Source organism: Marivirga harenae, from assembly GCF_030534335.1.
Taxonomy (GTDB): domain Bacteria; phylum Bacteroidota; class Bacteroidia; order Cytophagales; family Cyclobacteriaceae; genus Marivirga; species Marivirga harenae.
The window spans coordinates 2,947,124-2,971,043 of record NZ_CP130565.1; the positions used below are offsets into that span (position 1 = coordinate 2,947,124).

The window sequence follows — 23,920 nt, forward strand, 5'->3', positions numbered from 1 at the left end:
TCCATCTCGAAACGAAAAAATTGAAACTAAATAGACGACTATGAGCGATTTTCCATGGTACAATCATTATCCGAAAGGAGTACCGAGAGAGATTAACCCCGATCAATATAAAAACCTCCCTGAATTATTTGAAGAGATTTTCCAGAAGCATGGGAGCAATGAAGCCTATGAAAATATGGGCAAAGTATTGACCTATGCAGAAGTGGATGAATTATCCAATGATTTTGCTTCCTATTTGCAAAATGAAGCGGGTTTGAAAAAAGGAGATCGGATGGCCATTCAAATGCCAAACTGTTTGCAGTACCCAATTGCTATGATTGGTGCCCTTAAAGCAGGACTTGTGGTGGTGGGGACTAATCCGTTATATACAGCAAGAGAAATGGCGCATCAATTTAAAGATTCGGGTGCCAAGGCCATTGTAATTGTTGCTAATTTTGCCAGTAACCTTGAAAAAATTTTAGAAGAAACTGAGATTAAAACGATAATCCATACTCAATTAGGTGACTTGCTAGGTGGACTTAAAGGAGGGATTGTAAATTTCGTAGTGAAGAATATCAAAAAAATGGTACCTAGCTATAATTTACCAACGGCAATAAAGTTTAAAGATGCCTTGAAGAAAGGAAGAAATCATAGCTTTAAGAAACCTGAAATAGCATCAAGTGATTTGGCATTCTTGCAATATACCGGTGGAACTACTGGTGTAAGTAAAGGAGCTCAATTATCTCATAGAAATTTAGTGGCACATACTATGCAAACTAAAGAATGGTTTAAGCCCCTTTTTACAGATGGTTTACAAGAGCAAATGATCACAGCACTTCCACTTTATCACATTTTTGCCTTAGCGGTAAATGGTATATTAATGTTCAGCATAGGAGCTAAGAGCATATTAATAACGAACCCAAGAGATATGCCAGCTTTCATTAAGGAGCTAAAAAAACATCCATTTACCTTGATGACAGGTGTGAATACTTTATTTAATGGGCTTTTAAATCAGCCTAATATAAATGAGGTAGATTTCTCACATTTGAAAGGATCTATTGGCGGAGGGATGGCCGTGCAAAAAGCGGTGGCCGAAAAATGGAAAAAATTGACTGGAGGTCCGTTAGTAGAGGGTTATGGCTTAAGTGAAACATCACCAGTATTAAGTGTGAATCCTTTAGATGGAACTGAAAGAATCGGGACTATTGGAATTCCTACACCTAGTACAGATATGAAAATTTTGGACGAAGACGGTAAGGAAGTTGCAGTGGGTGAAGCTGGTGAAATTTGTGGTAAAGGACCTCAAGTAATGTCCGGTTATTGGAAAAAACCTGAATTAAATGACACTACATTCTTTAATGGTGAATGGTTCAGAACAGGAGATGTTGGCGTTCAAGATGAAGATGGATTCTTTAAAATTGTGGATAGAATAAAGGATATGATCAACGTTTCTGGTTTTAATGTTTATCCAAATGAAATTGAGGACGTAATTGCTGGAATGGAAAAAGTACTGGAAGTGGCGGTCATCGGGATACCTGATGAAAAATCTACTGAGGTGGTCAAGGCTTTTGTAGTAAAGAAGGATGAGAGTCTGACTGAGCAAGAAGTCATTGATTTCTGCAAAGAGAATTTAACAGCTTATAAATGTCCCAAATCCGTTTCTTTCGAAAAAGAATTACCTAAATCGAATGTCGGAAAAATTATTAGGAGGCACTTACGGGAGAATAATAATTAGGACTTAATAATCAATATTTTTGAAATTATTAATTGAAGGGCTTCTCAGGTATGGGAAGCCTTTTTTCATAATAAAGATTGATTTACAAAAATCCAAAGCGGAAGAAATTGGCAGTGGCAAAAGTAAATCTATTCTTGCTTTAAAGATTTAATATTTCTAATACCCAAACTATGAATATACAAAAGTATAAATCATTCATACTATTCCTTATTGTCCTTATTATCACTCCTACACTAATTAGACAGTTTTTAGTAACAGATTCGGTGATTGAAATGGAGATTGTAAACAATAAGTTATTCCAATTGAGTAATATTAGTGTTGCAGAAGGGCAAATGTGGAAGTCCATTGATTATGCAGTGGAAATGACTATCCTTTTTTTTGATTTTGTGCTTGTTGTTGGTATTTCTATCGGATTGTTGAGGGGATTTGATGTTGAGTATAAATCAAATGAGGTCCTCAAGGTGATCTCTGAAGCTTATCTTATTATATTATTCGGTTACCTAATGAAGCTTTTTTATTTTACTATGATGGATGATTTTTCAAGTGAGCATTTTGATAATTATCAAATGCTTTCATTAGCTGATTTTTATAGTTTTGAAAACACTGATCAAGTAAAGTATTTTCTATTGTCTGGCTATAACTTATTTAGAATATCTGCTTTAATTTATCTTGTATTTTCCATTTATAAGTTGACCAATAAAAACTTGAAATTAGCCCTGATTTTTTCTTTTATCCTTGGTTCTATTTTTTTTCTAATCCCTCTAATTGGATTATAAAAAAAGCCCGACTTTGATCTGATCGGGCTTCTAAAGATTATAAATTTTCTAACCACCATTTGGTCATCATTCTAAAAAGATGTGGCCGTGCTCCATCTTCTCCAATCCCGTGTGTCCTGTCTGGATAATAGAACAAATCAAATTGCTTTCCTGCTTCTAGTAATGCGTCTTGATATACAACCGTATGTTGAACATGTACATTATCATCACCTGTTCCGTGGATAATCAAATACGGGTCTTCTAATTTTTCTATTTTGCTTAAAGGAGAATTATCGTCATAGCCATCAGCATTGTCTTGCGGTAAATCCATATATCGCTCAGTATAAATACTATCGTAATAGCGCCAGTTGGAAACCATGGCCACAGAAACGGCCGCATTGAAAACATCAGCACCGTCTAAAATAGCATTTCCTGCCATGTAACCGCCATAAGACCAACCCCAAATACCAATTCTATCTGCATCTACATAGGCTAAACTACCCAAATATTTTCCGGTTTCGATCATATCTAGGGTTTCATATTTACCCAATTGTCTGTAAGTCATTTTTTTGAAAGCTTCTCCTCGTCCGCCAGTACCCCTTGGGTCAACCACAGCCACGATATAGCCGTTCTGTGTCATCATTTGATGCCAGTTGAATTGACTGCCTCCCCATGTGTTTTGGACTTGCTGACTGCCTGGTCCGCTATATTGATATACTATTACAGGATATTCCTTATTATCATCAAAATCTTCAGGTTTTAGGAAATAGCCATTTAAGCTTACATCCTCAGAAGTTTTAAATTGAAAGTACTCTTTTTCCACAAAACCGAATTCCTCTGTAATGGCTCTGTAGCTTTCATTATCCTTCAAAATTGTAAGTTTTTTATTTCCTTTGGTTTGGTGTAAGCTTACTTGGTTTGGTGTTGTGGGGTTGCTATAGTATTTAAGATAGTACTGAAAGTCATTGCTCATATTGATACGAGTATATCCTATTTCTTCTCCAATCAGCTTTTTCTTTTTTCCGTTCATGCCCACGGAATAGAAGGTTCTGTCTAATGGAGAAACTTCAGTGCTGATATAGTAAATTTTGCTCTCCTTTTGGTCGATGCCAACTATGCTCACAACTTCCCATTCTCCTTTTGTAATTTGCCTTACTAGTTTACCATCAATAGTATATAGATAAAGGTGCTTGAATCCATCCTTTTCACTAGACTGAATGAAATATTTGCCATCATCGGTATAGGTCAAATCATCACAATAATTCAATGCAACATAAGTGTCAGACTCTTCTTTTAAAACTACTTTGCTTTCACCTGTTGTGGCATTGGCGTGCAAAATCTCTAATATATTTTGCCTTCTGTTCATGCGGATGATGCTCAATAGATTAGAGTCTTTTGTCCATTGAACACGAGGAATATATTGATCTTTTTCTTTGCCAATATCCATTTTTTTACTCACTGCCGAGGCTAAATCGTAAACTGAAATCCAAACATAAGAATTAGCTTCTCCTGCTTTTGGGTATTTGTAAACGTAGTTTTCAGGATATAACTCCCCATCATTCCACTTTTGCAAAGTGTATTCTTTTACGTGACTTTCATCCATGGTGTAAAATGCTAATTTTTCACTATTAGGAGACCAGAAGAAAGTTTTGGTCACGTAAAATTCTTCCTCATAAACCCAATCTGAACCACCATTTATGATTTCATTAATTTTTCCATCGGAAGTAACCTGAGTAGTATTGCCTGATTCTATATCGAAAATGTAGATATTGTTTTCAAATACATATGCCACTTTTTTTGCATCAGGGGAGAATGTGGCAAACATTTGTGGATTTTCTGATAAGGCAGTTACAGTCTTATCTTCCAAGTTGTAAACATAATATTTTGCAGTAAATGAGCGTCTGTAAATATAGTTGACATCAGTTGCCAGTAATAATTTTTGTTCATCCTTGCTGAAGGAATAGCTTCTAATTTCAAGATTAGGATCTAACTCGCTACCATCCACAAGAGTCTCTACCACTTCGCCATTTTCCACATTAATTTTTTGGACTTTATTTTCTTCCAAAGCAGAATAGTATTTACCATCATTCATCCAGTTAACGTTATAAACAGATTCTTGACGGAATGTACCTTTTTCGTAAATATCAGAAACGGTAATTTTTTTTTGTGCGAAAGCAAGGCTAACACTTGTAAAACAAAGTATAAAAAGTAATTTTTTCATCATGATAAATTTGATTCAATTCCAAAAATAGTAAGCTTTTAGTAAATGAAAAGGTTGAAATTGAATTAGTGGTGAGAGGAGCGGTTGAGTGGTATATTTGGTTGGCCTGTCTGCTAGTTTTTATGTGGATAGAGTCCTGATGTGCTGATATTTCGATGTATAGACGTTTAAATATGCTGATAGATCGATTTATAAATTTAGAAGTTGTCTTGATACCATTCATTCCGTGCGTCATCGTAAGTTAACTTTTATAATTGAATAGATCTCTGCCTCCTCACTAAAGTAGGGGACAGGTTTGCGCAAGGGATGACGCACAGAACATAGTATCTGCAAGAACCTTTCATCCTGATATCAAATTTTCCGCGCTTTTTAGCCAAACCAATAGGCAAATCATTAGATTTGTGATTTAAGCCTTAGCATTAAAAATGGATAGAAACACAGCTCAACAAAAAATTCAGGAGTTAAGCGCAAAGCTTCATTATTACAACTACAAATATTATCAGGAAAGTGTATCTGAAATATCTGATTTTGAGTTCGATATGATGCTAAAGGAACTGATAAATTTAGAAGGTCAATTCCCGGAACTAAAAACTGATGACTCTCCTAGTCAAAGAGTAGGTGGAGATATTACGAAAAATTTTGAGACTGTTGAACATAAAATCCCTATGCTTTCTTTAGGAAATACATATTCTAAAGAAGAGCTGGAGGATTTTGATGGTAGGGTAAAAAGGGGGCTAGGTGAAGAGGAATACGAATATTTTTGCGAACTCAAATTTGATGGCGTAGCTATTAGTTTGCATTATGAAAATGGAAAATTAATTAGGGGTGTAACTCGTGGAGATGGTAGTAAGGGAGATGATATTACCAAAAACGCTAAAACAATTAGAACAATTCCTTTGAAAGTAAGAGGAGAAAAATTTCCCGAATATTTTGAAGCCCGAGGAGAAGTTTTTTTACCTAGGGAGGCTTTTAATGAGATTAATAGAGGAAGGGAAGAAAATGAAGAAGCGCTTTTGGCTAATCCCAGGAATGCAGCTTCAGGAAGCTTGAAAATGCAAGATTCTGCAGTTGTAGCCAAGAGAAAATTGGATTGCTTTTTATATTCTTATGCTGGTGAAGATCTACCTATAGATTCTCACGAAGAGGGAATCAAGCAATTAGAGAAATTTGGTTTTAATGTATCTCAGACCTACCAAAAGTGTAAAAATATTAATGAAGTTTTTGATTTCATTAAAGAGTGGGAGGAAAAAAGACATGCATTAGACGTTGATACTGATGGTATCGTAGTCAAAGTAAACAGCCTTGCACAACAGGAGCGATTAGGGTTCACGGCAAAAAGTCCACGATGGGCAATTGCTTATAAGTATAAAGCAGAAAGTTCTACCACAATTTTAAGAGAAATCACCTATCAGGTAGGGAGAACAGGTGCAGTTACTCCGGTTGCGAATCTTGAGCCTGTATCCTTGGCCGGGACAACTGTAAAACGAGCTTCCCTGCATAACGCCAATGAAATTGCTAGATTAGATTTGAGAGTTGGGGACACGGTACATGTAGAAAAAGGCGGTGAAATTATTCCTAAGATTACTGCAGTTGATTTGACGAAAAGAGATTTAGGAAGTAAAGAAGTTGATTATATTAAAAATTGTCCTGAGTGTGGTACAGAATTAGTGCGGGCGGAAGGAGAAGCTGTACATTATTGTCCCAACAGAAAAGGTTGCCCGCCACAAATTAAAGGTTCTATTGAGCACTATATTCAGAGAAAAGCAGCAGATATTGATTCTATGGGTGAACGAACCATTCACCTTCTTTATGAAAAAAGCTTAGTCAGAAATATAGCCGATTTATATGATTTGACATATGAAGATGTTTTCAAATTAGAAGGATTTAAAGATTTAAGTACTCAAAATCTTTTGAAAGGTATCGAGGCTTCAAAGAAAATTCCTTTTGAGAATATTTTATTTGGCCTAGGCATACGGTTCGTAGGCAAAACTGTGGCAGAGAAATTAGTGGCTCACTTTAAAACCATTAAAAAATTGTCTGAAGCTTCTTTTGAAGAACTGACCGAAGTTCCTGAAATCGGTGAGCGAATTGCACAAAGTGTGGTGGAATATTTTCATGATGATGATAATATTGCATTAATTGAGCGTTTGAAATCAGTTGGACTTCAATTTGAAATTAAGGAAAACATAATTGAACAAAAGGGTAATGCCTTGGAAGGGAAATCTTTAGTTGTTTCTGGAGTTTTTGACAATTACGGCAGAGATGAGATAAAGGATGTAATAAAGCAACATGGAGGAAAAGTAGTTTCGGCTATTTCAGGAAAAGTGGATATATTAGTGGCGGGAGAAAATATGGGGCCAGCAAAAAGGCAGAAAGCAGAAAAATTAGAGATTAAAATTATTAACGAAACTGAATTTCGGAGCCTTATAAAAGAAAACTAAAGCAGTGATTAAGCACAAGATTTTATCGTATAAAGTTAAAAGAGGACAGAAAAAGAGCAAATTTTTGCATCAGGCTTATCCCTATACTAAGCTAAAGAAAGTAGGAGTAATTTTCTCCTTTGAGGATCTAAAAAAACACGAAGCAGTCAAAAAATTCATTAAAGTATTACAGGCAGACGGAATAGAGGTAAAAGCGCTTGCCTATAAACCGAAGTCAACACAGAACTTTGAGTTCTACTTTGACTTTTTTGAAGATAGAGATCTTGGCTTTTTTGGCAAGATTGATAACCCGTATTTTTTGAGTTTTATAGATCAAAAACTGGAGTATTTATTTTGCTTAGATGACACGCTAAACTTGTACATGCAATATTTGTTAGTGAATACTAAGTCCGACACGAGAATTGGAGCCTACCAGGCTAATTCAGATAATGCGTCATTTTTTGAATTGATGATCAAGCCAAGAGAAAGTGGTGATACCAAAATTTTAACAGAAGAGATTATTCATTATGTCAGAAAAATTTCAGGAAACAACTAAAAAATTTACAGGGGTGGAACCCGCATTAATCACCCCATTTAAAGAAGATTTAACAGTAGATAGAGAAGCTTTAGAAAAGCTATTGAGACATACTGCCAAAGGAGCAGATTATTTTGTGGTGCAGGGAACCACTGGTGAATCTGCTACAACAACATTAAAAGAGAAGCAAGAAATATTAGCTTTTGTAAAAGCACATAATCCTAAGCAATTACCTATCGTATTTGGTGCTGGGGGTAATAATACTCAGGCAGTAATTGATTTGCTTGGCGAAATGGATTTGTCTGGAGTGGACGCAATTCTATCTGCTTCTCCTCATTATAATAAACCTTCGCAAGAAGGGATATATCAGCACTTTGTGAAAATCGCTGACGCATCACCTGTTCCGGTAATTCTGTACAATGTGCCAGGAAGAACTGCTTCGAATATGAAGGCAGAAACCACCTTAAGATTGGCCCAGCATAAAAATATTATTGGCATCAAGGAAGCATCAGGTGATTTAAGTCAATGCATGGAAATCATGGCTAATAAGCCCGAAGAATTTCTTTTGATTTCAGGAGATGATTTGTTGACCAATTCTATGATTACATTGGGTGCGGTGGGCGTAATTTCCGTAATGGCCAATCCATTTCCGGAAGTTTTCGCTAATATGGTTCATAATGCTTTGAAGGGAGATTTTGTAAAGGCAAATGAAAGCCTGTTTAAATTATTGCCTATCAATTCGCTCATGTACGAGGAAAGTAATCCAGTAGGGGCAAAGGAGGCATTACGACAACAAAGTGTTTGTAAAAATTATGTTAGATTGCCATTATTGCCAGCAACTGATGGGTTATCCAAAAGAATAGCAAAGAAAATTAAGGAATTTGGGTTGAGGTAGATTTTATAATGTAGGCATAGGGCATGTCCTGCGCCTACATTATAAAATTGTTGGACATCAAAATTCTTCCATATTATAAATCCTTCTAATCCTTGATCTAATAGCCCCTTTAGTCCTCCCAAAATGATTGGCTAAATCTTTTGTGCTCAATCCTTCTTCAAACATGTATTTCAATTCTTTGTCCAGTTCATCATTCCATGGCGCATAGGCTTTTTTGTGCTTTTCCCTGATTTCTTCGACATCATAGGATTTTTCTTCGAAGCTGTTAACCTTTAAATCTTTAATAGAAGCATCGTCATTCACTTTCTTTTTCTTCAGTAAAATGATTTGCTCATTCTTAGGCCAATTCTCCGGTAGAAGTTCTTCCTCAATGTAAAGTTTATTTTGGGTTCTGGTTATTGCCACGTACAACAAATTGATTTCTTCGTTCAATTTTTCCTTTATCAAATCAGGAAGATTCTTTTGTTGGGATAATTTCTTTAATTTCTCTTCTGTCAAGAAATCATTTACCAAATGCACTGACCCATATTCCATTCCTTTACATCTATGAACTGTAGAGAATATGATGTTGGCTTTTTCTCTATCCTGATTTTCTACATGTTTTTCTTTTAGTTGCTTGATATATTCCGGTATTTCATTTCCATATTCTCTCACCAACTCCACCATCATACCCAATTGCATATCTTCGGTCTTCTCAATATACTCTTCCAAATTTTCCAGCGTATTCATCTTTTTAATTAATGGGTCACGGATGAATTTCCTTTTCCCATTGTACAGATTCAAAACATCATAGAGCGAAGTGCCATCATCAGCATAAGTGTAGGAGTTAATATTGCCTTCGAAATAAATTCCCTCTAAGTTCGCCCGTTCGGATATGTAGTCGATTGCTTTCGTTAATAAACCTAGGTTGGTGCGAGCCAATACTGCCTTCTGTTCACCTTTTGAAGGCTCACCTTTACCTTTTATGTGGAACTTCACATCTGCTTGAAGATGTTTTTTTCTTTCCACAATGGCCTGAGCCAATCGGGCTATTTTTTCATTGAATCTAAAGCTACTGGATAGTTCAAACGCTTTAAAATTCACCATTTCCAATGAGTTTACCGCATAGCGCCATGAGTAAATTTGCTGATGAGTATCGCCAACTATTACCTTCACTGCTTTTTGCTGAAGGAACACATCCAGCATGGCAGGAGAGGCGTCTTGCCCCTCGTCAAAAAGAATGTAATCATATTTTAACTGGGGTTTGAGTAGTTGAAATTTCTTTAAATAGAAGTCATGAGTCATCGCGATTTCGCCACTGTTCATTTTGGCCAAAAACTCTCGGGTTTTCTTTTTGATGTACGAGTAGTTACTTTTTACAAATGTATAGACCTTTTTATCAGAAATGGTGTCCTGATAATTCAATTCTCCCACTTTGGTAGCATTGCTATTGCAAAAATATGCAGTGAATTTATTAATATGGTTGGCCATTATCATTTCGGCCATGGGCTCACTTTTTATATTAAGGTCTAAAATATCAGCCAATTCATGGTTTTTGTACCCGGTGCTATTAATTTCTAGATTGTTTCCAACGATTACATGCTTGAATGCCAACGAATGTGCAGTTTGTACTTCAACATTGAAAAGCTTTTTAGATTTAAATTTTTTGGTGGCTTCCAATTTTACAGATTTGTTAAAAGCCAGATAGAGAATTTTACTGTTTTTAGGTCTGCTTTCTGCATAAGCAATCAAGGTAGTGGTTTTGCCAGATCCTGCTACTGCATTAATTTTGATGTTTTCATTTGATGTGATAATGGAGGATTGTTGTTTAGTTAATTGCATTGGTTGATAATTTTAAACTAATCCTTATGTAGATAGACTTCAATATGTGTTAATCAGTTAATATATACTTTTAAAATTATTAAAATTATATAAATCAAAAAATTGATTGAGGCAATAATCAGTTGAGAAGTTATCGACTAGTATAGTTGAAATGAAAGTAGAATATTGATTATAGAATTTAAGTATATTTGCTCCGTTTTTGATGCAACCAATCGTTTTTGCAATGCATCTCTTCCTTAGTCACTACCAAAAATTTTAAAGATTTTGAAAAAAATACTTCCCCTTTTATCCATTATATTTCTTTTTGCATGTGCCGAAAAAGAAGCAGGATTGGAATATATTTCTCATCAGGAAAGTGGTTTAGAATCACATATGTTGGATAGTTTAGATAACTTTTTGGGTTCTGCAGGCTCATCATCTTTAATGATCATGATTGATGGTAAAATTGCACATCAATATGGCGACATTACTAAAAAACATACTGTACATTCCATTAGGAAATCATTAATTAATAGTTTGTACGGAATTGCTATAGAAGAGGGATTGATAGATACTAGCGCAACACTAGAAGAGTTGGGAATTGATGATCTTAATACATTGACCAAGCAAGAAAAACAAGCTAGTGTTGCAGATCTTTTAAAGTCTCGTTCTGGTGTTTATCACCATGCAGGAGCAGTTTCAGAGGGAATGTTGGAAAATATGCCTCAACGGGGTCAATATGCTCCAGGCGAATATTTTTATTACAATAACTGGGATTTCAATGTTCTCGGTTACATACTAGAAGAGGCTACCAATAAAACTATATACGCATTATTTGAGGAGAAAATTGCAAAACCTATTGGTATGGAAGACTATGCTGGTGAATTTAGTGAAATAGACGGTGAAAACCCGGATTCTGAAATTCCTGAAACTGATGGGTTCTATCAGAAAGAATCTTCAAAATCTAAATATCCAGCTTATCACTTTAGGCTTTCATCTCGGGATATGGCACGCTATGGACAGCTTTATTTACAAAATGGAAGGTGGCATGGAAAGCAGATTGTACCAAAAAAATGGATAGAAGCTAGTACTACTCCTCATAGCATTACGAATCCTGACTATGGTATCGCCTATGGAATGCTTTGGTATGTATTGTATCCAAATGAAAATAGAAGTACTAAATCCTATTACCATACTGGAAATGGTGTTCATATGTTGGGTGTTTACCCAGGAAGTAATATGGTTTTAATCCATAGAGTAGACACTGAATCCCCTTACAGTTTTCATCAAGGAAATTTTTACCAAATGATATCCAAGGTATTTGGGAGCTTCAAATAGTTACTTTGCCACAATAGTAAACTCTACTCGCCTGTTTTTAGCTCTGCCCTCATCAGTATCATTGCTATTTATCGGAGCCGTTTCTCCCATCCCTTTCGCAGTCATTCTATCTGATGCAATTCCTTTTTCAATTAAGTATTCCATTACTGATTGCGCTCTGCCTTCACTTAAAGTTAAGTTATAGTCATCACTGCCTTTGCTATCAGTATGCCCAATAATATCTATTTTGATACCTGCATTTTGAATCATTAAATCTGTCAGCCGATCTAATTCCGGGAATGAAACTTCTTTTAGTGTGGTTTTATCAAAATTGAAATAGATGTTGTTTATGATTACTGTTTTACCTACTTCAATAGGTGACATTTCCAATGTAGTAGAATACTCTCTAAAATCTTGATTATCGCCAATGGTCAAACTGTCTTCCAGATTCAGATAATTTATTTTTTTACCCCTAATGACTAGTTCGCCATGCTTCGGAACTTTGAGCTGAAAAGTACCATCAGTATTGCTAGTTAAACTACTAAAAGTAGAGTCTTGAATTTCAAAGCTAAGCTCTGCTTCTAATGGTTCTTTAGATTTTTCGTCTATCACTATGCCAGAAATAAGGTAGGGTTTATAAGCTTTGTTCATTTGGTAATCCTTTCTGATCTCATAGGTGTATTCGCCTTCTGGTATTTTCACCGAAAATGCTTCTATAATGTCTTCATACTCATCTGATAGAACTCTGATTTCATAATCTCCAGCACCATTTAAATTGATTGCATAACCACCATCTTTAAACCTAGTCCCAGCAGAGTCCGTGAAATTTTTCTTTTTAACGATTACTTTAGCATTTACAGGGTTTAAGGTTCTAGCGTCCGTAATCAAGCCGTTTAAAGTAACTTTTGTTTCTATTGGAGTTAAATAGAAATCTTTATTAATTACAGTATCCTTCAAAATGTTTGTTAAATCTAAGGTTTCATTTAATTGTTCATATCCTATTTTTGCAGAAATGAAACTGAAGTTTTTATTTTGATAGGTTGTGAATTTGTATTTTCCATCGGATTTAACATCAAAATTTAGTGCCTTGCTACCTTCAGGTTCAGCAGTTAAGTAGACGGCTAAAGGTTCTTTGCTAGCTGCATTGAATACCTGGCCTTTGACGATAATTTTTGCTTTAGGAATTAAGCCATATACGTTCATGTTGCTTCCATCAGCGCTCACATAAGTTCGGGTTGTAAAAGCATTATTCCCAGTCTCATCAACAGAAAAGTAAGAGTCAAATCCATCAGTATTAATAGGAGTGCCAATATTCTCTGGTTCGCTCCAATTCAGCCAACTGTCATCCAGTCTTTTTACTTTCCAGATATCCACTCCTCCCATCCCACCATCTCGATTACTAGCATAGTACATCACTTTATCATTTTCGGTTAAATAGGGGCCAAATTCATCTTTATAGGTGCTAAGAGACTTTATCATTATGGGTTTGGAATAGTTGCCATCTGCTTTTCTCATGCTTAAGTAAAGGTCGCTATACGGTTTTTTCGAACGTTCATTCATGTAGATTATGATTGCGCTGCGGTCCTGACTAATAGTTGCACCTGAAAACACACCCTGATTCATTTCCTCATAATCTTCCACTTCTAACTCTTCCGTTTTGCCCCAACCTTTATTATCCTTTGTTACAATCGAAAAGCCATCTTTATTTTTATTTCTTCCTCCTCGTATGAACAAGGCATTTCCCTCATCTAAAATCGTGTATACCTGATTAAACTTTCTTTTGTTGAATGGTGACTCCATATGTATGGCCTGACCCCAGCTTCCGTCCGCTTGCTTATCCGAATACCATATATCCTGAGAATTGTCCCGTCCCTCGTTATTTTCAGGATGATTTGAAATGGTAAAATATAGTCTTTGATTATCAGGAGTGACAAGGGGAGCACTTTCATGATAGCGTGAGTTAACTTCTTTATTGAGTTCTACTAATTGATAAAGAATTTGCTCATTTTGTGCAGAAATTAAATAGGGCAGAAATAAAAAGAGGAATCCTAGCTTTTTCATATTTGATATTTTGACGTAAATATTAATAAAAAGAAGAAAAATAGCTATTCATCGAATAATAATATCCCTTTGTCTGTAATATTTACAATTAGATTATATCAAATCTATAGTCACAAGCTAATTTAAGGATCGCAAACCTAAAACTTATTTTCTATTGAGTGATTTCAGACTGGGAGAAATACTTGAAATTTAGTCTTCGATTTGGTCTTTATTTTCTTTGTAATAGGCCTTTGCTTCTTCTTTGCTCTTTTTGATGCCAATACTACTTACTGCACCGCTTAAAAGGGCTTTTGCCCACAAGTTAAAAATTGATCTACTTTCAATTCGCTCATAAAAGATATTTCCTTGTTGCAGTTTAAACCATCGGGGATTTTTGTTACTCACTACGAAGCTGTTCGCAAATATGGTTTTGAGGTTGTTTCCAAATCCTTTGGATTGATACGTTTCCCTGTCTAAGATGTCAATTTTCAAATTATTATATCGAAATTCCATCAATCCCTCAGCATAATCTTCATTTCCCTTAAAATTGATATTTACGCCTTCATTATATCCAGAGCGGACCTCAATTGCCCCTAGTGGTATTAACATTTCATTCAAATTTCTTAATTCCATTGGACTAATATTCCCAAGAAATTGAAATTCACCTTTTTCCGAAGGTATAGGGAAATTCACTTTGGTATTAAATTTAGCGGCCTCATTTAATCTCCCCTTTGCTTGCAACAACATTGGCTTCCCACTTTTAAAATGGTGGCTTCTCATATTAAAAATAAATCCACTGTCAATGTTTAGGGTCATGGTTCCAATACCCGAAGCTTCCTTTGGCACTATATGAATATGTATATCAGAGTTTACCAAAACGGAATCCACGCTGAAAGCAAAGTCAGATTTTGAAAGTACTTGTTGTGGCATGGGTACTCGCCTCTGATCATTATGAGGGACGTTTAGGTCGCGAAATACCGTAAGATCTCCATTTGCAACTTTTAATTTATTAAGGATGAATTTTTCAGCAATTAACAAACTATCAATATTTAGCTGTTCTAATTCTAGTGATGATATATCTAACTTAAACCAATCATTTTGTGATTGAATGTGATCGCTATATTCAAAACGGTCATATTTCGACCTCATTTTTATATTATGAGCCTGAAAGTTGGATGCAGGATAACTGAAGGTATATTCATCGGCATAAACAGTATAGTGTTTACCAAAATTTTCTCTATAATCTTTACCTGTGAAAATTAAAGATTCAATGTGATGATGTATTTCTTTTGGATTTAATGTCGAATCTACCTTTAAAGCATTTATAGATAAGTCTGCTTGTCTAACGTAGAAATTTCTTTTTCTTTCTTTATGAAAAATCTTAATGTTGATATTATTGGAATTCAATTGCTCGATCTTCAATTGCTTGAAAGGTAATTCGATACTTTCGGCTATTGAAGATTTATCCTGATTTTCAATCTTAAAGTTAAAGTTCGTTTTCGTACTGCTAATTTCTTGAATAACTACTCTATTTTTTCGTAAATACTCACCCAAATAGGCATTTTGAAGTTTTAGATTTTGAATTTCCAAAGAAGTAGCACTGTCAGATCCCATAAATCTAAAACTTCTTATTTCTCCCGCTTTATCATAGCTTCGATAGCTCAAGTTTTTGACGGCAATTGTATCTGAATTTGCTGTATAAAGAGTAAAAGTTTCATTATTAATTGTAAAATCCTCTGCATAAACCAGATCGCTATTGGCTTTTTTAGGAAAGTTAAGATTTTGAAATTCCAATTTTGAGTTAAAACTCTGAAATTTGCTATTTTTATTTTCGGCATTCAAAAGTGAAACACTAGATCGCACTACATTAACATTGGCATTCCCAACTGCAAATTTAAATTTACTAGCATTTTCATTTTTTGATTCGAAATATTTATTTAAAGCTGTAGTCCCAATGTAATTCAATTGTTCAATATTGATCAACATATTATCTGCTTCAAAACTGTTGTTTTGAAAAAGCGCATCTTTATTGAAATTACTAAATTTGATTTCTGGTATTTTTACATCAAGAGATAAACTGTCATTTCGTTGTATAGGCTGTATATTCAATTGCTGAAGAGATAATTGATTTTGATTTTTCGGAAGAACTAATTTTGTCACGCTAATCCGATGTTTTAATTGCTCATCTTCAAATCGTAAATCCTTAGCTAAAATCTGAAAAAGCCTTACTTCATTTTGATAATTAAGATCAATATCAAAATCAGCAATATTCAAACTTCGGTATTTATCGATTTGGTATTTTAATGCACCTTCTTGAAGTAGAATATTGATTGGTTTTTGAGGAAATATCCATGCATTACCCTTGTTAGATTGTTTTTTCAAGTCTTTATAGCTAAGCTTTAATTGAGGTTTTAAAAGTGTTAAACTGTCTATATTGAGCTTTTTCTTATTAATGATGCTATCCAATTCAACACCCCTAAGACTTAAGTAATCGATTTTTATTTGGTCTCTCAACCCTTGAAAATCTAAATTTAAATTGTTTAGATCCAGCGAGTGAAGATTATTTTGCGATTGAAAAGTGCTTATACGAACTTTTCCGTTCGTCATATTATAAACCAATTCCTGTCCATTTATTAAGGTACTATCAGATATTTTGTGCCATGATTGTAGCGTTGAATCTATCTGTAAAAAGTGCGCTTGAATGTTTAAAGACTTTCCTTTAAATATATCCGCAACCTGCAGATCAGAATTGAGCACTGCAAATTTCTTCAACTTTATTTCAGTGAAATTTTTACCTAGTATTTTGTACAATTCTTCAGGTGTAATGATTGCTTGCTGTTTGTCACTATTTTTAAAATAGGGAGGAGTTATTTCTATTTTTGCATTTCTAAGTGTCAAATCCTGTAAATCAATGCGATCGTTATCATAAATATTTCTGTGGGCTATTCCTCGCATTTCAAGTATGGGAAGGTTTAAGGTGAACTGCGTTAAAGTGCTGTCTTTCAGTGTTCTGGACGGTCTTATTTCTAGGTTCTTGACAAGTAGGGTAGAGTCAAGAGTGTTGAAATTCAACTTTTTGAATTTGATGTTATGAAGATTGTCAGGCAAAAGATAATCATAGTCATTAATTTCAACTGAAGCATTTTCAAAATAGTGAATAATGTTTTGAATATCTCTTTGTGTGGAGTCCAGCTCAATATTGAATAAATCGATACTTATGTTGTCGGATAAAAATCTTTGTTGATTATCGCCCTTTAAAGTTAGATTGAGACCCCCTTCGTGAATTCTAAAGTCATTTATCTTTATTAAATCAAAGAGAGCTAGTAATGAGGCACCTATGCTGTTTTCAGCTTGCTCTGTATTTAGCTTTCTAGATTTCAGAACAGATTGGATTTTGATCTTAGGTTTTGGAATATTGACTTGCTCAACTACCAGAAAATTATCCTCATATGCTTTTAGATAATTGATTCCTTTCAATTCTAAAGTAGGGACATCTATATCGTATACATTTTGATTTTGTTTTTCAAATACTTCTGCTCCATCAATATCCTTTCGAACAGTAATTTTGAGATCATTGAAATTGAGAATTGAATCTTTGGTGGAAAGTTCAAAGCCTTCAAAACTCAATTCATGAATGCTGTCAGGAAGTAATATAGATTGTTGGTTAACACCTAAATTAATGGCTTCAGAGTAGAAGATTTTCTTCTTTTTCCTTTGTTGTGAAACAGTAAATTCTTCCACTGAAAAGTCAATGGCTTTCAATTTGAAATTACTAGGTGAATGATTTACAGATCCGCTTCTTACTTTTAAGAAATTGATTTGCAATAAATCTAGATATTGAGATATAACATCGTAAAGTTGACCTGTTTCCCGCCCAAATTTTAGTGGTTTTTTTTCAGGATTTATTTTGGTCATGAATAACTTCGGGTCAATCACTTCGATTCCATCTACAACTAGTTCCTTATCTGTGTAAATTCTGATTACTGATTCTAGTGAGATATAGACTTGAGCCACTTGTGCTTCATAAATGTTTTTAGCGTTAATGGAATCTTGCCTGTTTTCAGGAGTGGCTGTAAGTTCTAGATTATTGATGGTGATCGACTTTTTAAAGAGATTTAATTCGATATCATCGAAATTAATTCGATAAAGTCCTTGGCTTTCTTTTGCAATTAGTTCTTGTAAATAGTCGCCCGAAATTCTGTTTCCTACTTTTCTTAACTGGTCGTTTACAATGAAGCCAACAGCGAAAATAAGTATGGCAAAGCCGATAGTTCGGTATAATCTTTTACGTTTTCGGTTCATAGAAATCTAAAAGCTTAAGATAAGCTTTTTGACTGAATTAGTAGTGAATTTGATTTAAAATCTAATTTAATAGTTAGTTAAAACTAAGGATTTCTATTTCTGTACTGTATTTTACTTTAACTGGGAAGAGAATTTACACTTGTCTTACATCCAAAATGACGTCCGTGTATTGACCCAAATTATTAATGAGGTGGAAATACTTTTCAGCTACTTCTGCTTCACTACTTAGCTGGTTGTCTGCTTTTAGATTTTTGAATTTATCTACCCCACTGAAGGATTTTTCATTAGTGTTTCGAATTTGTGTTTGCATTTCAGTATCTACTACTCCAGGTGCAATAGCTTTGATGATGAAGCCGGTTCCATCCATTTCAGCTTCTTTCGCTGCTACTTTTGAAGCCATATCTAATGCAGCTTTTGAAGCGCAATATCCTGACCAGCCGTCAACAGCATTTTTACCTGCTCCAGAACTGATATTAATGATGATTTTTTCACTTTCATTATCTTTCAAATCACGTATAAACTGATTCATCAGAAGGAGAGGAGCATTTACATTTAAATCAAATAAAGCGGGAATGCTTTTACAATCAATTTCTCCTAAATGCTCAATATCCCCTAAAGTTCCGGCATTGTTTATTAATACGATCTTTTGAAAACCTGAAGTATTCGAAAATATTTGAGGCAATTTTTCAAGAAGCGTAGGAATATTAGACAAATCATAAGTCAATGCTTTGTAATTTTCATGCTCAATAAAATGAGTTCTATTGATTCCCCATACTTCAGCCCCAGTTTTTAAGGCTTTTTCAGCCAATCCTCTTCCAATACCCTTGCTTGCTCCTGTTATAATGAATAGTGATTTCTTCATAATGTAAATATTAATGCCTTATACATAATCGAATGAGATGAATTTAAGTTTTGTTTTATGGCGTACAAAAAAGCCCGGAATTTCATTTAAAATTACGGGCTTTAATAATTGATGAATTTTAGATTACAAAATATACTGACTCAAGTCTTTATCCTTCACTAAACCATCTAATTTTTCGCCTACCATTTGTTTAGTAATCACTACTTTGGCATTGGCTCCAATTTTATCTGGAATATCAAATAGTAATTCATTTAATAATCTACTCATGACAGTTTGCAATCTTCTTGCTCCAATATTTTCTACCTCAGAATTGACTTGATATGCTATTTCAGCCAATTCTTCCAAGGCATCATCATCAAATTGTAAATCTACCTCTTCTGCTTTCAATAAGGCCGTGTATTGCCTTGTCAGCGCATTTTTAGGCTCTTTTAAAATTCTTAAGAAATCGGCTTTCGTTAAGCTGTCCAGTTCTACCCTGATTGGGAATCTACCCTGTAATTCAGGAATCAAATCAGAGGGCTTGCTTACATGGAATGCTCCAGCTGCCACAAATAATATATGGTCTGTGTGTATAAGTCCATATTTTGTGTTTACTGCACTACCTTCCACAATTGGCAACAAATCTCTTTGTACTCCTTCTCGGCTAACATCACCACCGCTTGAGTTCCCACTTCCTTTCGCAATTTTGTCAATTTCATCAATGAAAATCATTCCAGTGTTTTCAGCTTTCTTGATGGCCTCTTCTTTCACTTCATCCATATCAATAAGCTTGGAAACTTCTTCATCAATCAATATTTTCCTAGCCTCTTCAATGGTTACTTTTCGCTTTTTATTTTTCTTCGGCATCATATTGCTCAACATATCCTGAAGGTTGATCATAGATGTCTCATCCATCATACCTCCGCCTACCATGCCCATGCCATTATTGGCAGGAGTCTTCACATTGATATCAATTTTTCTATCTTCCAGTTCACCATTTCGCAATTTTTCTCTGAATCGCTCACGAGTCTTTTGGTTTAACTCATAATCATTCTCAGGTACTTGATTATCAGCTGTAGTGTTTACAGGGCGCTGATTTGCTGATTTCATTGGTGGAATTAAGGCATCTAAAATAATGTCTTCCACTGCTTGCGAAGCCTTTTCTTTCACTTCTTCTTTCTTCGCAGCTTTCACTAAATTTACTGATTGCTCAACCAAATCACGCACCATGCTTTCCACATCGCGCCCAACATAGCCCACTTCTGTAAATTTAGATGCTTCCACTTTCGTAAATGGGGCATCTGCTATTTTTGCCAATCTTCTGGCAATTTCTGTTTTACCTACACCCGTTGCTCCAATCATTAAAATATTATTGGGTACAATTTCTCCCTGAATATCCTCAGGTGTATTCATACGCCTCCATCGGTTACGCAAGGCAATCGCCACATTTCGTTTAGCGTCATTTTGTCCAATAATATATTTATCAAGTTCTGCAACGATTTCTTTCGGTGTCAAAAATAAATTCTTGTTCATGATTTCTTTTTTACAAATTCTTTCAAATTACTTCCCAGCGTTATAAAATGCGCAAAACCGCCCGCCTGGTAAATGGCATTTGAATAAGCCATATTAAATTTTTTGGTTTGGAAATAAACTCCAAATGTAAAACCACCTGCTCCACCAACTTGTTCAGCCCTCAATGATTGTCTTATTAAGTGGTTATATCCAGCCCTTAGATTTACATTTTTCCCTAAAACTACCTCTGTCCCAATGGTAAGGTGCTGAAATATTTTATCAAATGTATTGGGGGAATTATTATTCACGTCCGTAAATACCACATTATCATCATCACTCAACAAACTTTCGTCAAAATAGCTTAGATCATATTGATAGAGCCTGTTTAATGTTAGTGAGAAACGGAAGGGCATGAACTCAGGTTTGTAAGTTCCACCTACTTGTATATCAAAAGGTAAATTTCGATTTCCCACCACATATTTTGATGTGAAAAAGCCTAAGTTTTTAATAACCAATCCAAAACTCAGTTCTTCATCAGGATGGACAAATGCCCCACCCAAATCAACTAATATAGCGGACTGATTAAATCCACTAATTTGAGATCCTACAAACTTCAGACTAGATCCATATCGGAAAACTCCATCTTCTCTTGAATGGCTAATCTGGATGGCATAGTCAGACGCGCTAAAGTCTTCAGTTCTCGCTCCTGTATTATCAAAACCTTCAAACTGCCCATAATGAAAATAGCTAACACCAAAGCTAAACAAACCTAGGTTTTCAAATTCTTGAGCATAGGTCACTTGACTATTGTAAATATTAGCAAAATAAGGATTTACGCTAAATGACAGCTGACCGTCCATCTCTGAATTTAGCAAGGCAGGGTTTTGCCACACCATATTGACATCCCCTGCATTTGAACTTACATTGGCAGTTCCCAAACCAGCAACTCTAGCGTGATTAGGTTTTTCTAAAAATTCAAAGGCACGCAATCCTCCAATTTGACCAAATGAAATTGAACCAGTCAAACTGAAAATAATGAGGATTACTATGACCTTTTTTCCAATCATAAGGTACTAGCAGGTACTGTTTTTTTATTATCCTCTTCGGGAATCACAAAATCAATCGGATTTTTGATTTTCTCTTTCAATAAAGCAATTTCCAATACTTCACTTACTTGATCCACAAAGTGAATATTTAAACCTTTAATGTAGCGAGAATCAATTTCATCAATATCTTTTTTATTACGCTGACATAAGATCACATCTTTTATTCCAGCCCTTCTGGCAGCCAAAATTTTCTCTTTCAAACCTCCAATTGGCAATACCTTCCCTCTCAAAGTAATCTCACCAGTCATAGCTAATCTCGATTTCACTTTTCTTTGCGTGAAGATTGATGCTAATGATGTAATCATTGCGATTCCAGCCGAAGGCCCATCTTTTGGTACTGCCCCAGCCGGAACGTGGATGTGCAGATCGTAGTGATCAAATATTTTGTGGTGAATTCCTAATTCTTCTGCGTGAGATCGTAAATAGGAGAGAGCAGTCATTGCTGATTCTTTCATGACGTCCCCTAATTGACCAGAAAGCGTCAGTTTACCTTTCCCTCTGCTCAAGCTTGACTCTATAAATAAAATCTCTCCACCTACTGATGTCCAAGCCAAACCAGTCACCAATCCAGCAGTTTCATTATCTTGGTAAATTTCCTTCTCAAATGATTCTGCACCCAAGATCCTTAATACATCTGCAGGTTCAATCTTACTGTTGAATTCTTCCTCCATTGCTATGGATTTGGCAATGTTTCTCACAATTTTACCAATTGTTCGTTCCAATCCTCTAACACCTGATTCACGGGTATAATCTTCAATTACTTTTGCAATAGCTTTTCTGCTAAAACTAACATCTTTAGCTTTTAAGCCATGTTCCTTTTTCTGTTTAGGTATAAGGTGTTTTTTAGCAATTTCTACCTTCTCTTCTAAAGTATACCCAGTCACCTCAATAATTTCCATCCGATCTCTTAGTGCAGGATGAATGGTATCTAAAGAGTTTGCTGTTGCAACAAATAATACGTTTGATAAGTCATATTCAACTTCAAGATAATTATCCTGAAAAGTCTCGTTTTGTTCAGGGTCCAAAACCTCAAGCAAAGCAGAAGAAGGGTCTCCTCTAAAATCAGAATTAACTTTATCGATTTCATCTAGAATATAAACAGGATTAGATTTTCCTGCTTTTTTCATGTTTTGGACGATTTTCCCAGGCATAGCGCCCACATATGTTTTTCTATGGCCTCGAATCTCAGCTTCATCATGTACACCACCTAGCGACATACGTACATATTTCCTGCCTAATGCATCGGAGATTGATTTTCCCAATGAGGTCTTTCCAACACCTGGAGGTCCGTAAAGACACAAAATAGGGGCTTTCATATCCTGCTTTAATTTCAAAACAGCAAGATACTCTATGATCCTTTCTTTGACTTTTTCAAGACCATAATGATCACGATCTAATATTTTCTTGGCTCTTTTTAGGTCAAAGTTGTCTTTCGTCAATTCTCCCCAAGGTAATTCTAATAATAGCTCGACATAATTCATTGCAACAGGATACTCTGCAGCTTGTGGGTTAATGCGTGAAAGCTTATCAATTTCTTTATCAAAATGTTTTTGTACTTCTTTAGACCACTTCTTTTCCTGAGCTTTTAATCTTAGGTTATCTAATTCCTGATCAGGACTATCTTGTCCTAACTCATCCTGAAGCACTCTGATTTGCTGTCTAAGGAAATAGTCTCTCTGTTGCTGATCAATATCAGTGTGAACCTTTTTATGGATTTCATTTTTCAATTCCAGCATTTGGATGTCCTTAAGCATAAATTCTAGGAGAAGCGTTGCTTTTTCCTTAGCATTGGTTTTCTCCAACAGCTTTTGTTTTTCAGCTACATCTGAATTTATGTTGGAAGAAAGAAAATGAGTTAAGAAATTTGGATTCTCTATGTTGTCTAGAGCAACTTGTGCCTCCTGTGGAATTTCTGGATTCAGCTTTAGAATTTTACTTGCTGCATCCTTCAAAGACTGAATAACTGCCTTATTGGATTTTTGCTTAGGATCCAATTCCTCATCATTCAATTCTTCATAAGTAGAAATCAGAAATGGATCTTCCTGTACAATTTCTTTTACTGCAAATTTTTGTTTCCCTTGAATAATGATAGTGGTATTACCATCTGGTAGAACAATCATTTTAAGGATTCTGGCAACAGTTCCAACGCCATAAATGTCATCTTTACCAGGATCTTCTACTTTGCTGTTTGATTGGGCTACTACTCCAATTATTCTGTCGCCTTTATAAGCTTTCTTCACCAGCTTAATAGATTTTTGCCTTCCTACGGTAATTGGTATCACTACTCCTGGAAAAAGAACAGTATTGCGGATAGGTAATATCGGAAGTTGATCAGGTAATTCTTCCTCTCGCATACTGTTTTCTTCATCTGTTGAAATGAGTTGGATTAACTCACCAGTTTCATCATCATTTATATCTGAAAATACTTGTTGATGTTTAAATATTGAATCCATATATTATTT

Annotated in this window: 14 protein-coding genes; 6 read left to right on the forward strand and 8 right to left on the reverse strand. The window is 35.1% G+C overall.

All coding sequences use genetic code 11. From position 1 onward, the window contains the following. Positions 1-40 precede the first annotated feature (40 nt). Both Q3Y49_RS12675 and Q3Y49_RS12680 read left to right on the forward strand, forming a co-directional pair. On the forward strand, positions 41-1,714 hold the full coding sequence (locus tag Q3Y49_RS12675; protein WP_303268642.1) for an AMP-binding protein: 1,674 nt from the start codon (positions 41-43) through the stop codon (positions 1,712-1,714). 170 nt (positions 1,715-1,884) lie between these two features. Further along, entirely contained in the window at positions 1,885-2,490 is a 606-nt protein-coding gene (locus Q3Y49_RS12680) for a hypothetical protein (RefSeq protein WP_303268644.1), read from the forward strand. Between the two features lie 37 nt (positions 2,491-2,527). Here Q3Y49_RS12680 and Q3Y49_RS12685 read toward each other — a convergent pair whose 3' ends face one another. Further along, positions 2,528-4,693 (reverse strand): S9 family peptidase, encoded by a 2,166-nt coding sequence (locus Q3Y49_RS12685; RefSeq protein WP_303268646.1) that lies wholly within the window; start codon positions 4,691-4,693, stop codon positions 2,528-2,530. Positions 4,694-5,115: 422 nt separating this feature from the next. On the opposite strand from Q3Y49_RS12685, the gene ligA reads away from it, so the two are divergent. Genes ligA through dapA form a run of 3 tightly spaced genes read left to right on the forward strand, consistent with a single transcriptional unit; the run spans position 5,116 to position 8,540 of the window. After that, the gene (ligA, locus tag Q3Y49_RS12690; RefSeq protein WP_303268648.1) at positions 5,116-7,131 is read left to right on the forward strand and encodes an NAD-dependent DNA ligase LigA; all 2,016 of its coding nucleotides are present in this window, start codon (positions 5,116-5,118) and stop codon (positions 7,129-7,131) included. Between the two features lie 4 nt (positions 7,132-7,135). Next, entirely contained in the window at positions 7,136-7,666 is a 531-nt protein-coding gene (locus Q3Y49_RS12695; RefSeq protein WP_303268650.1) for a DUF6913 domain-containing protein, read from the forward strand. Continuing rightward, entirely contained in the window at positions 7,638-8,540 is a 903-nt protein-coding gene (gene dapA, locus Q3Y49_RS12700) for a 4-hydroxy-tetrahydrodipicolinate synthase (RefSeq protein ID WP_303268652.1), read from the forward strand. Before Q3Y49_RS12695 ends, dapA begins: the two co-directional genes overlap by 29 nt. Before the next feature lie 57 nt (positions 8,541-8,597). On the opposite strand, the gene Q3Y49_RS12705 is transcribed toward dapA, so the two are convergent. After that, complete coding sequence (locus Q3Y49_RS12705; RefSeq protein ID WP_303268653.1) at positions 8,598-10,361, reverse strand: UvrD-helicase domain-containing protein; 1,764 nt, start codon at positions 10,359-10,361, stop codon at positions 8,598-8,600. A gap of 264 nt (positions 10,362-10,625) precedes the next feature. On the opposite strand from Q3Y49_RS12705, the gene Q3Y49_RS12710 reads away from it, so the two are divergent. Further along, positions 10,626-11,678 carry a serine hydrolase domain-containing protein gene (locus Q3Y49_RS12710; RefSeq protein ID WP_303268654.1) on the forward strand — a complete coding sequence of 351 codons (1,053 nt, stop codon included), beginning with the start codon at positions 10,626-10,628 and terminating at the stop codon, positions 11,676-11,678. On the opposite strand, the gene Q3Y49_RS12715 is transcribed toward Q3Y49_RS12710, so the two are convergent. From Q3Y49_RS12715 to lon, 6 genes are all read right to left on the reverse strand, one after another. Continuing rightward, on the reverse strand, positions 11,679-13,718 hold the full coding sequence (locus tag Q3Y49_RS12715) for an OmpA family protein (RefSeq protein ID WP_303268655.1): 2,040 nt from the start codon (positions 13,716-13,718) through the stop codon (positions 11,679-11,681). A 189-nt stretch (positions 13,719-13,907) separates the two neighbouring features. Then, positions 13,908-17,999, reverse strand: coding sequence for a hypothetical protein (locus tag Q3Y49_RS12720; RefSeq protein WP_303268657.1), 4,092 nt, complete (start codon positions 17,997-17,999; stop codon positions 13,908-13,910). Between the two features lie 133 nt (positions 18,000-18,132). Continuing rightward, positions 18,133-18,861, reverse strand: a complete 729-nt coding sequence (locus Q3Y49_RS12725) for an SDR family NAD(P)-dependent oxidoreductase (RefSeq protein ID WP_303268658.1) — start codon at positions 18,859-18,861, stop codon at positions 18,133-18,135. Between the two features lie 123 nt (positions 18,862-18,984). Continuing rightward, entirely contained in the window at positions 18,985-20,373 is a 1,389-nt protein-coding gene (gene hslU / locus Q3Y49_RS12730) for an ATP-dependent protease ATPase subunit HslU (RefSeq protein ID WP_303268659.1), read from the reverse strand. Then, complete coding sequence (porQ, locus tag Q3Y49_RS12735; RefSeq protein WP_303268661.1) at positions 20,370-21,419, reverse strand: type IX secretion system protein PorQ; 1,050 nt, start codon at positions 21,417-21,419, stop codon at positions 20,370-20,372. Before porQ ends, hslU begins: the two co-directional genes overlap by 4 nt. Next, positions 21,416-23,911: an endopeptidase La gene (gene lon, locus Q3Y49_RS12740; protein ID WP_303268662.1), complete on the reverse strand. Its 2,496-nt coding sequence runs from the start codon at positions 23,909-23,911 to the stop codon at positions 21,416-21,418. The genes porQ and lon overlap by 4 nt, the downstream gene beginning before the upstream one ends. Positions 23,912-23,920: the final 9 nt, after the last annotated feature.

Coding starts and splice junctions, on each gene's coding strand:
- Q3Y49_RS12675 (WP_303268642.1), top strand. CDS start 41: ATGAGCGATTTTCCATGGTACAATCATTATCCGAAAGGAGTACCGAGA.
- Q3Y49_RS12680 (WP_303268644.1), top strand. CDS start 1,885: ATGAATATACAAAAGTATAAATCATTCATACTATTCCTTATTGTCCTT.
- Q3Y49_RS12685 (WP_303268646.1), bottom strand. CDS start 4,693: ATGATGAAAAAATTACTTTTTATACTTTGTTTTACAAGTGTTAGCCTT.
- ligA (WP_303268648.1), top strand. CDS start 5,116: ATGGATAGAAACACAGCTCAACAAAAAATTCAGGAGTTAAGCGCAAAG.
- dapA (WP_303268652.1), top strand. CDS start 7,638: ATGTCAGAAAAATTTCAGGAAACAACTAAAAAATTTACAGGGGTGGAA.
- Q3Y49_RS12705 (WP_303268653.1), bottom strand. CDS start 10,361: ATGCAATTAACTAAACAACAATCCTCCATTATCACATCAAATGAAAAC.
- Q3Y49_RS12715 (WP_303268655.1), bottom strand. CDS start 13,718: ATGAAAAAGCTAGGATTCCTCTTTTTATTTCTGCCCTATTTAATTTCT.
- Q3Y49_RS12720 (WP_303268657.1), bottom strand. CDS start 17,999: ATGAACCGAAAACGTAAAAGATTATACCGAACTATCGGCTTTGCCATA.
- Q3Y49_RS12725 (WP_303268658.1), bottom strand. CDS start 18,861: ATGAAGAAATCACTATTCATTATAACAGGAGCAAGCAAGGGTATTGGA.
- hslU (WP_303268659.1), bottom strand. CDS start 20,373: ATGAACAAGAATTTATTTTTGACACCGAAAGAAATCGTTGCAGAACTT.
- porQ (WP_303268661.1), bottom strand. CDS start 21,419: ATGATTGGAAAAAAGGTCATAGTAATCCTCATTATTTTCAGTTTGACT.
- lon (WP_303268662.1), bottom strand. CDS start 23,911: ATGGATTCAATATTTAAACATCAACAAGTATTTTCAGATATAAATGAT.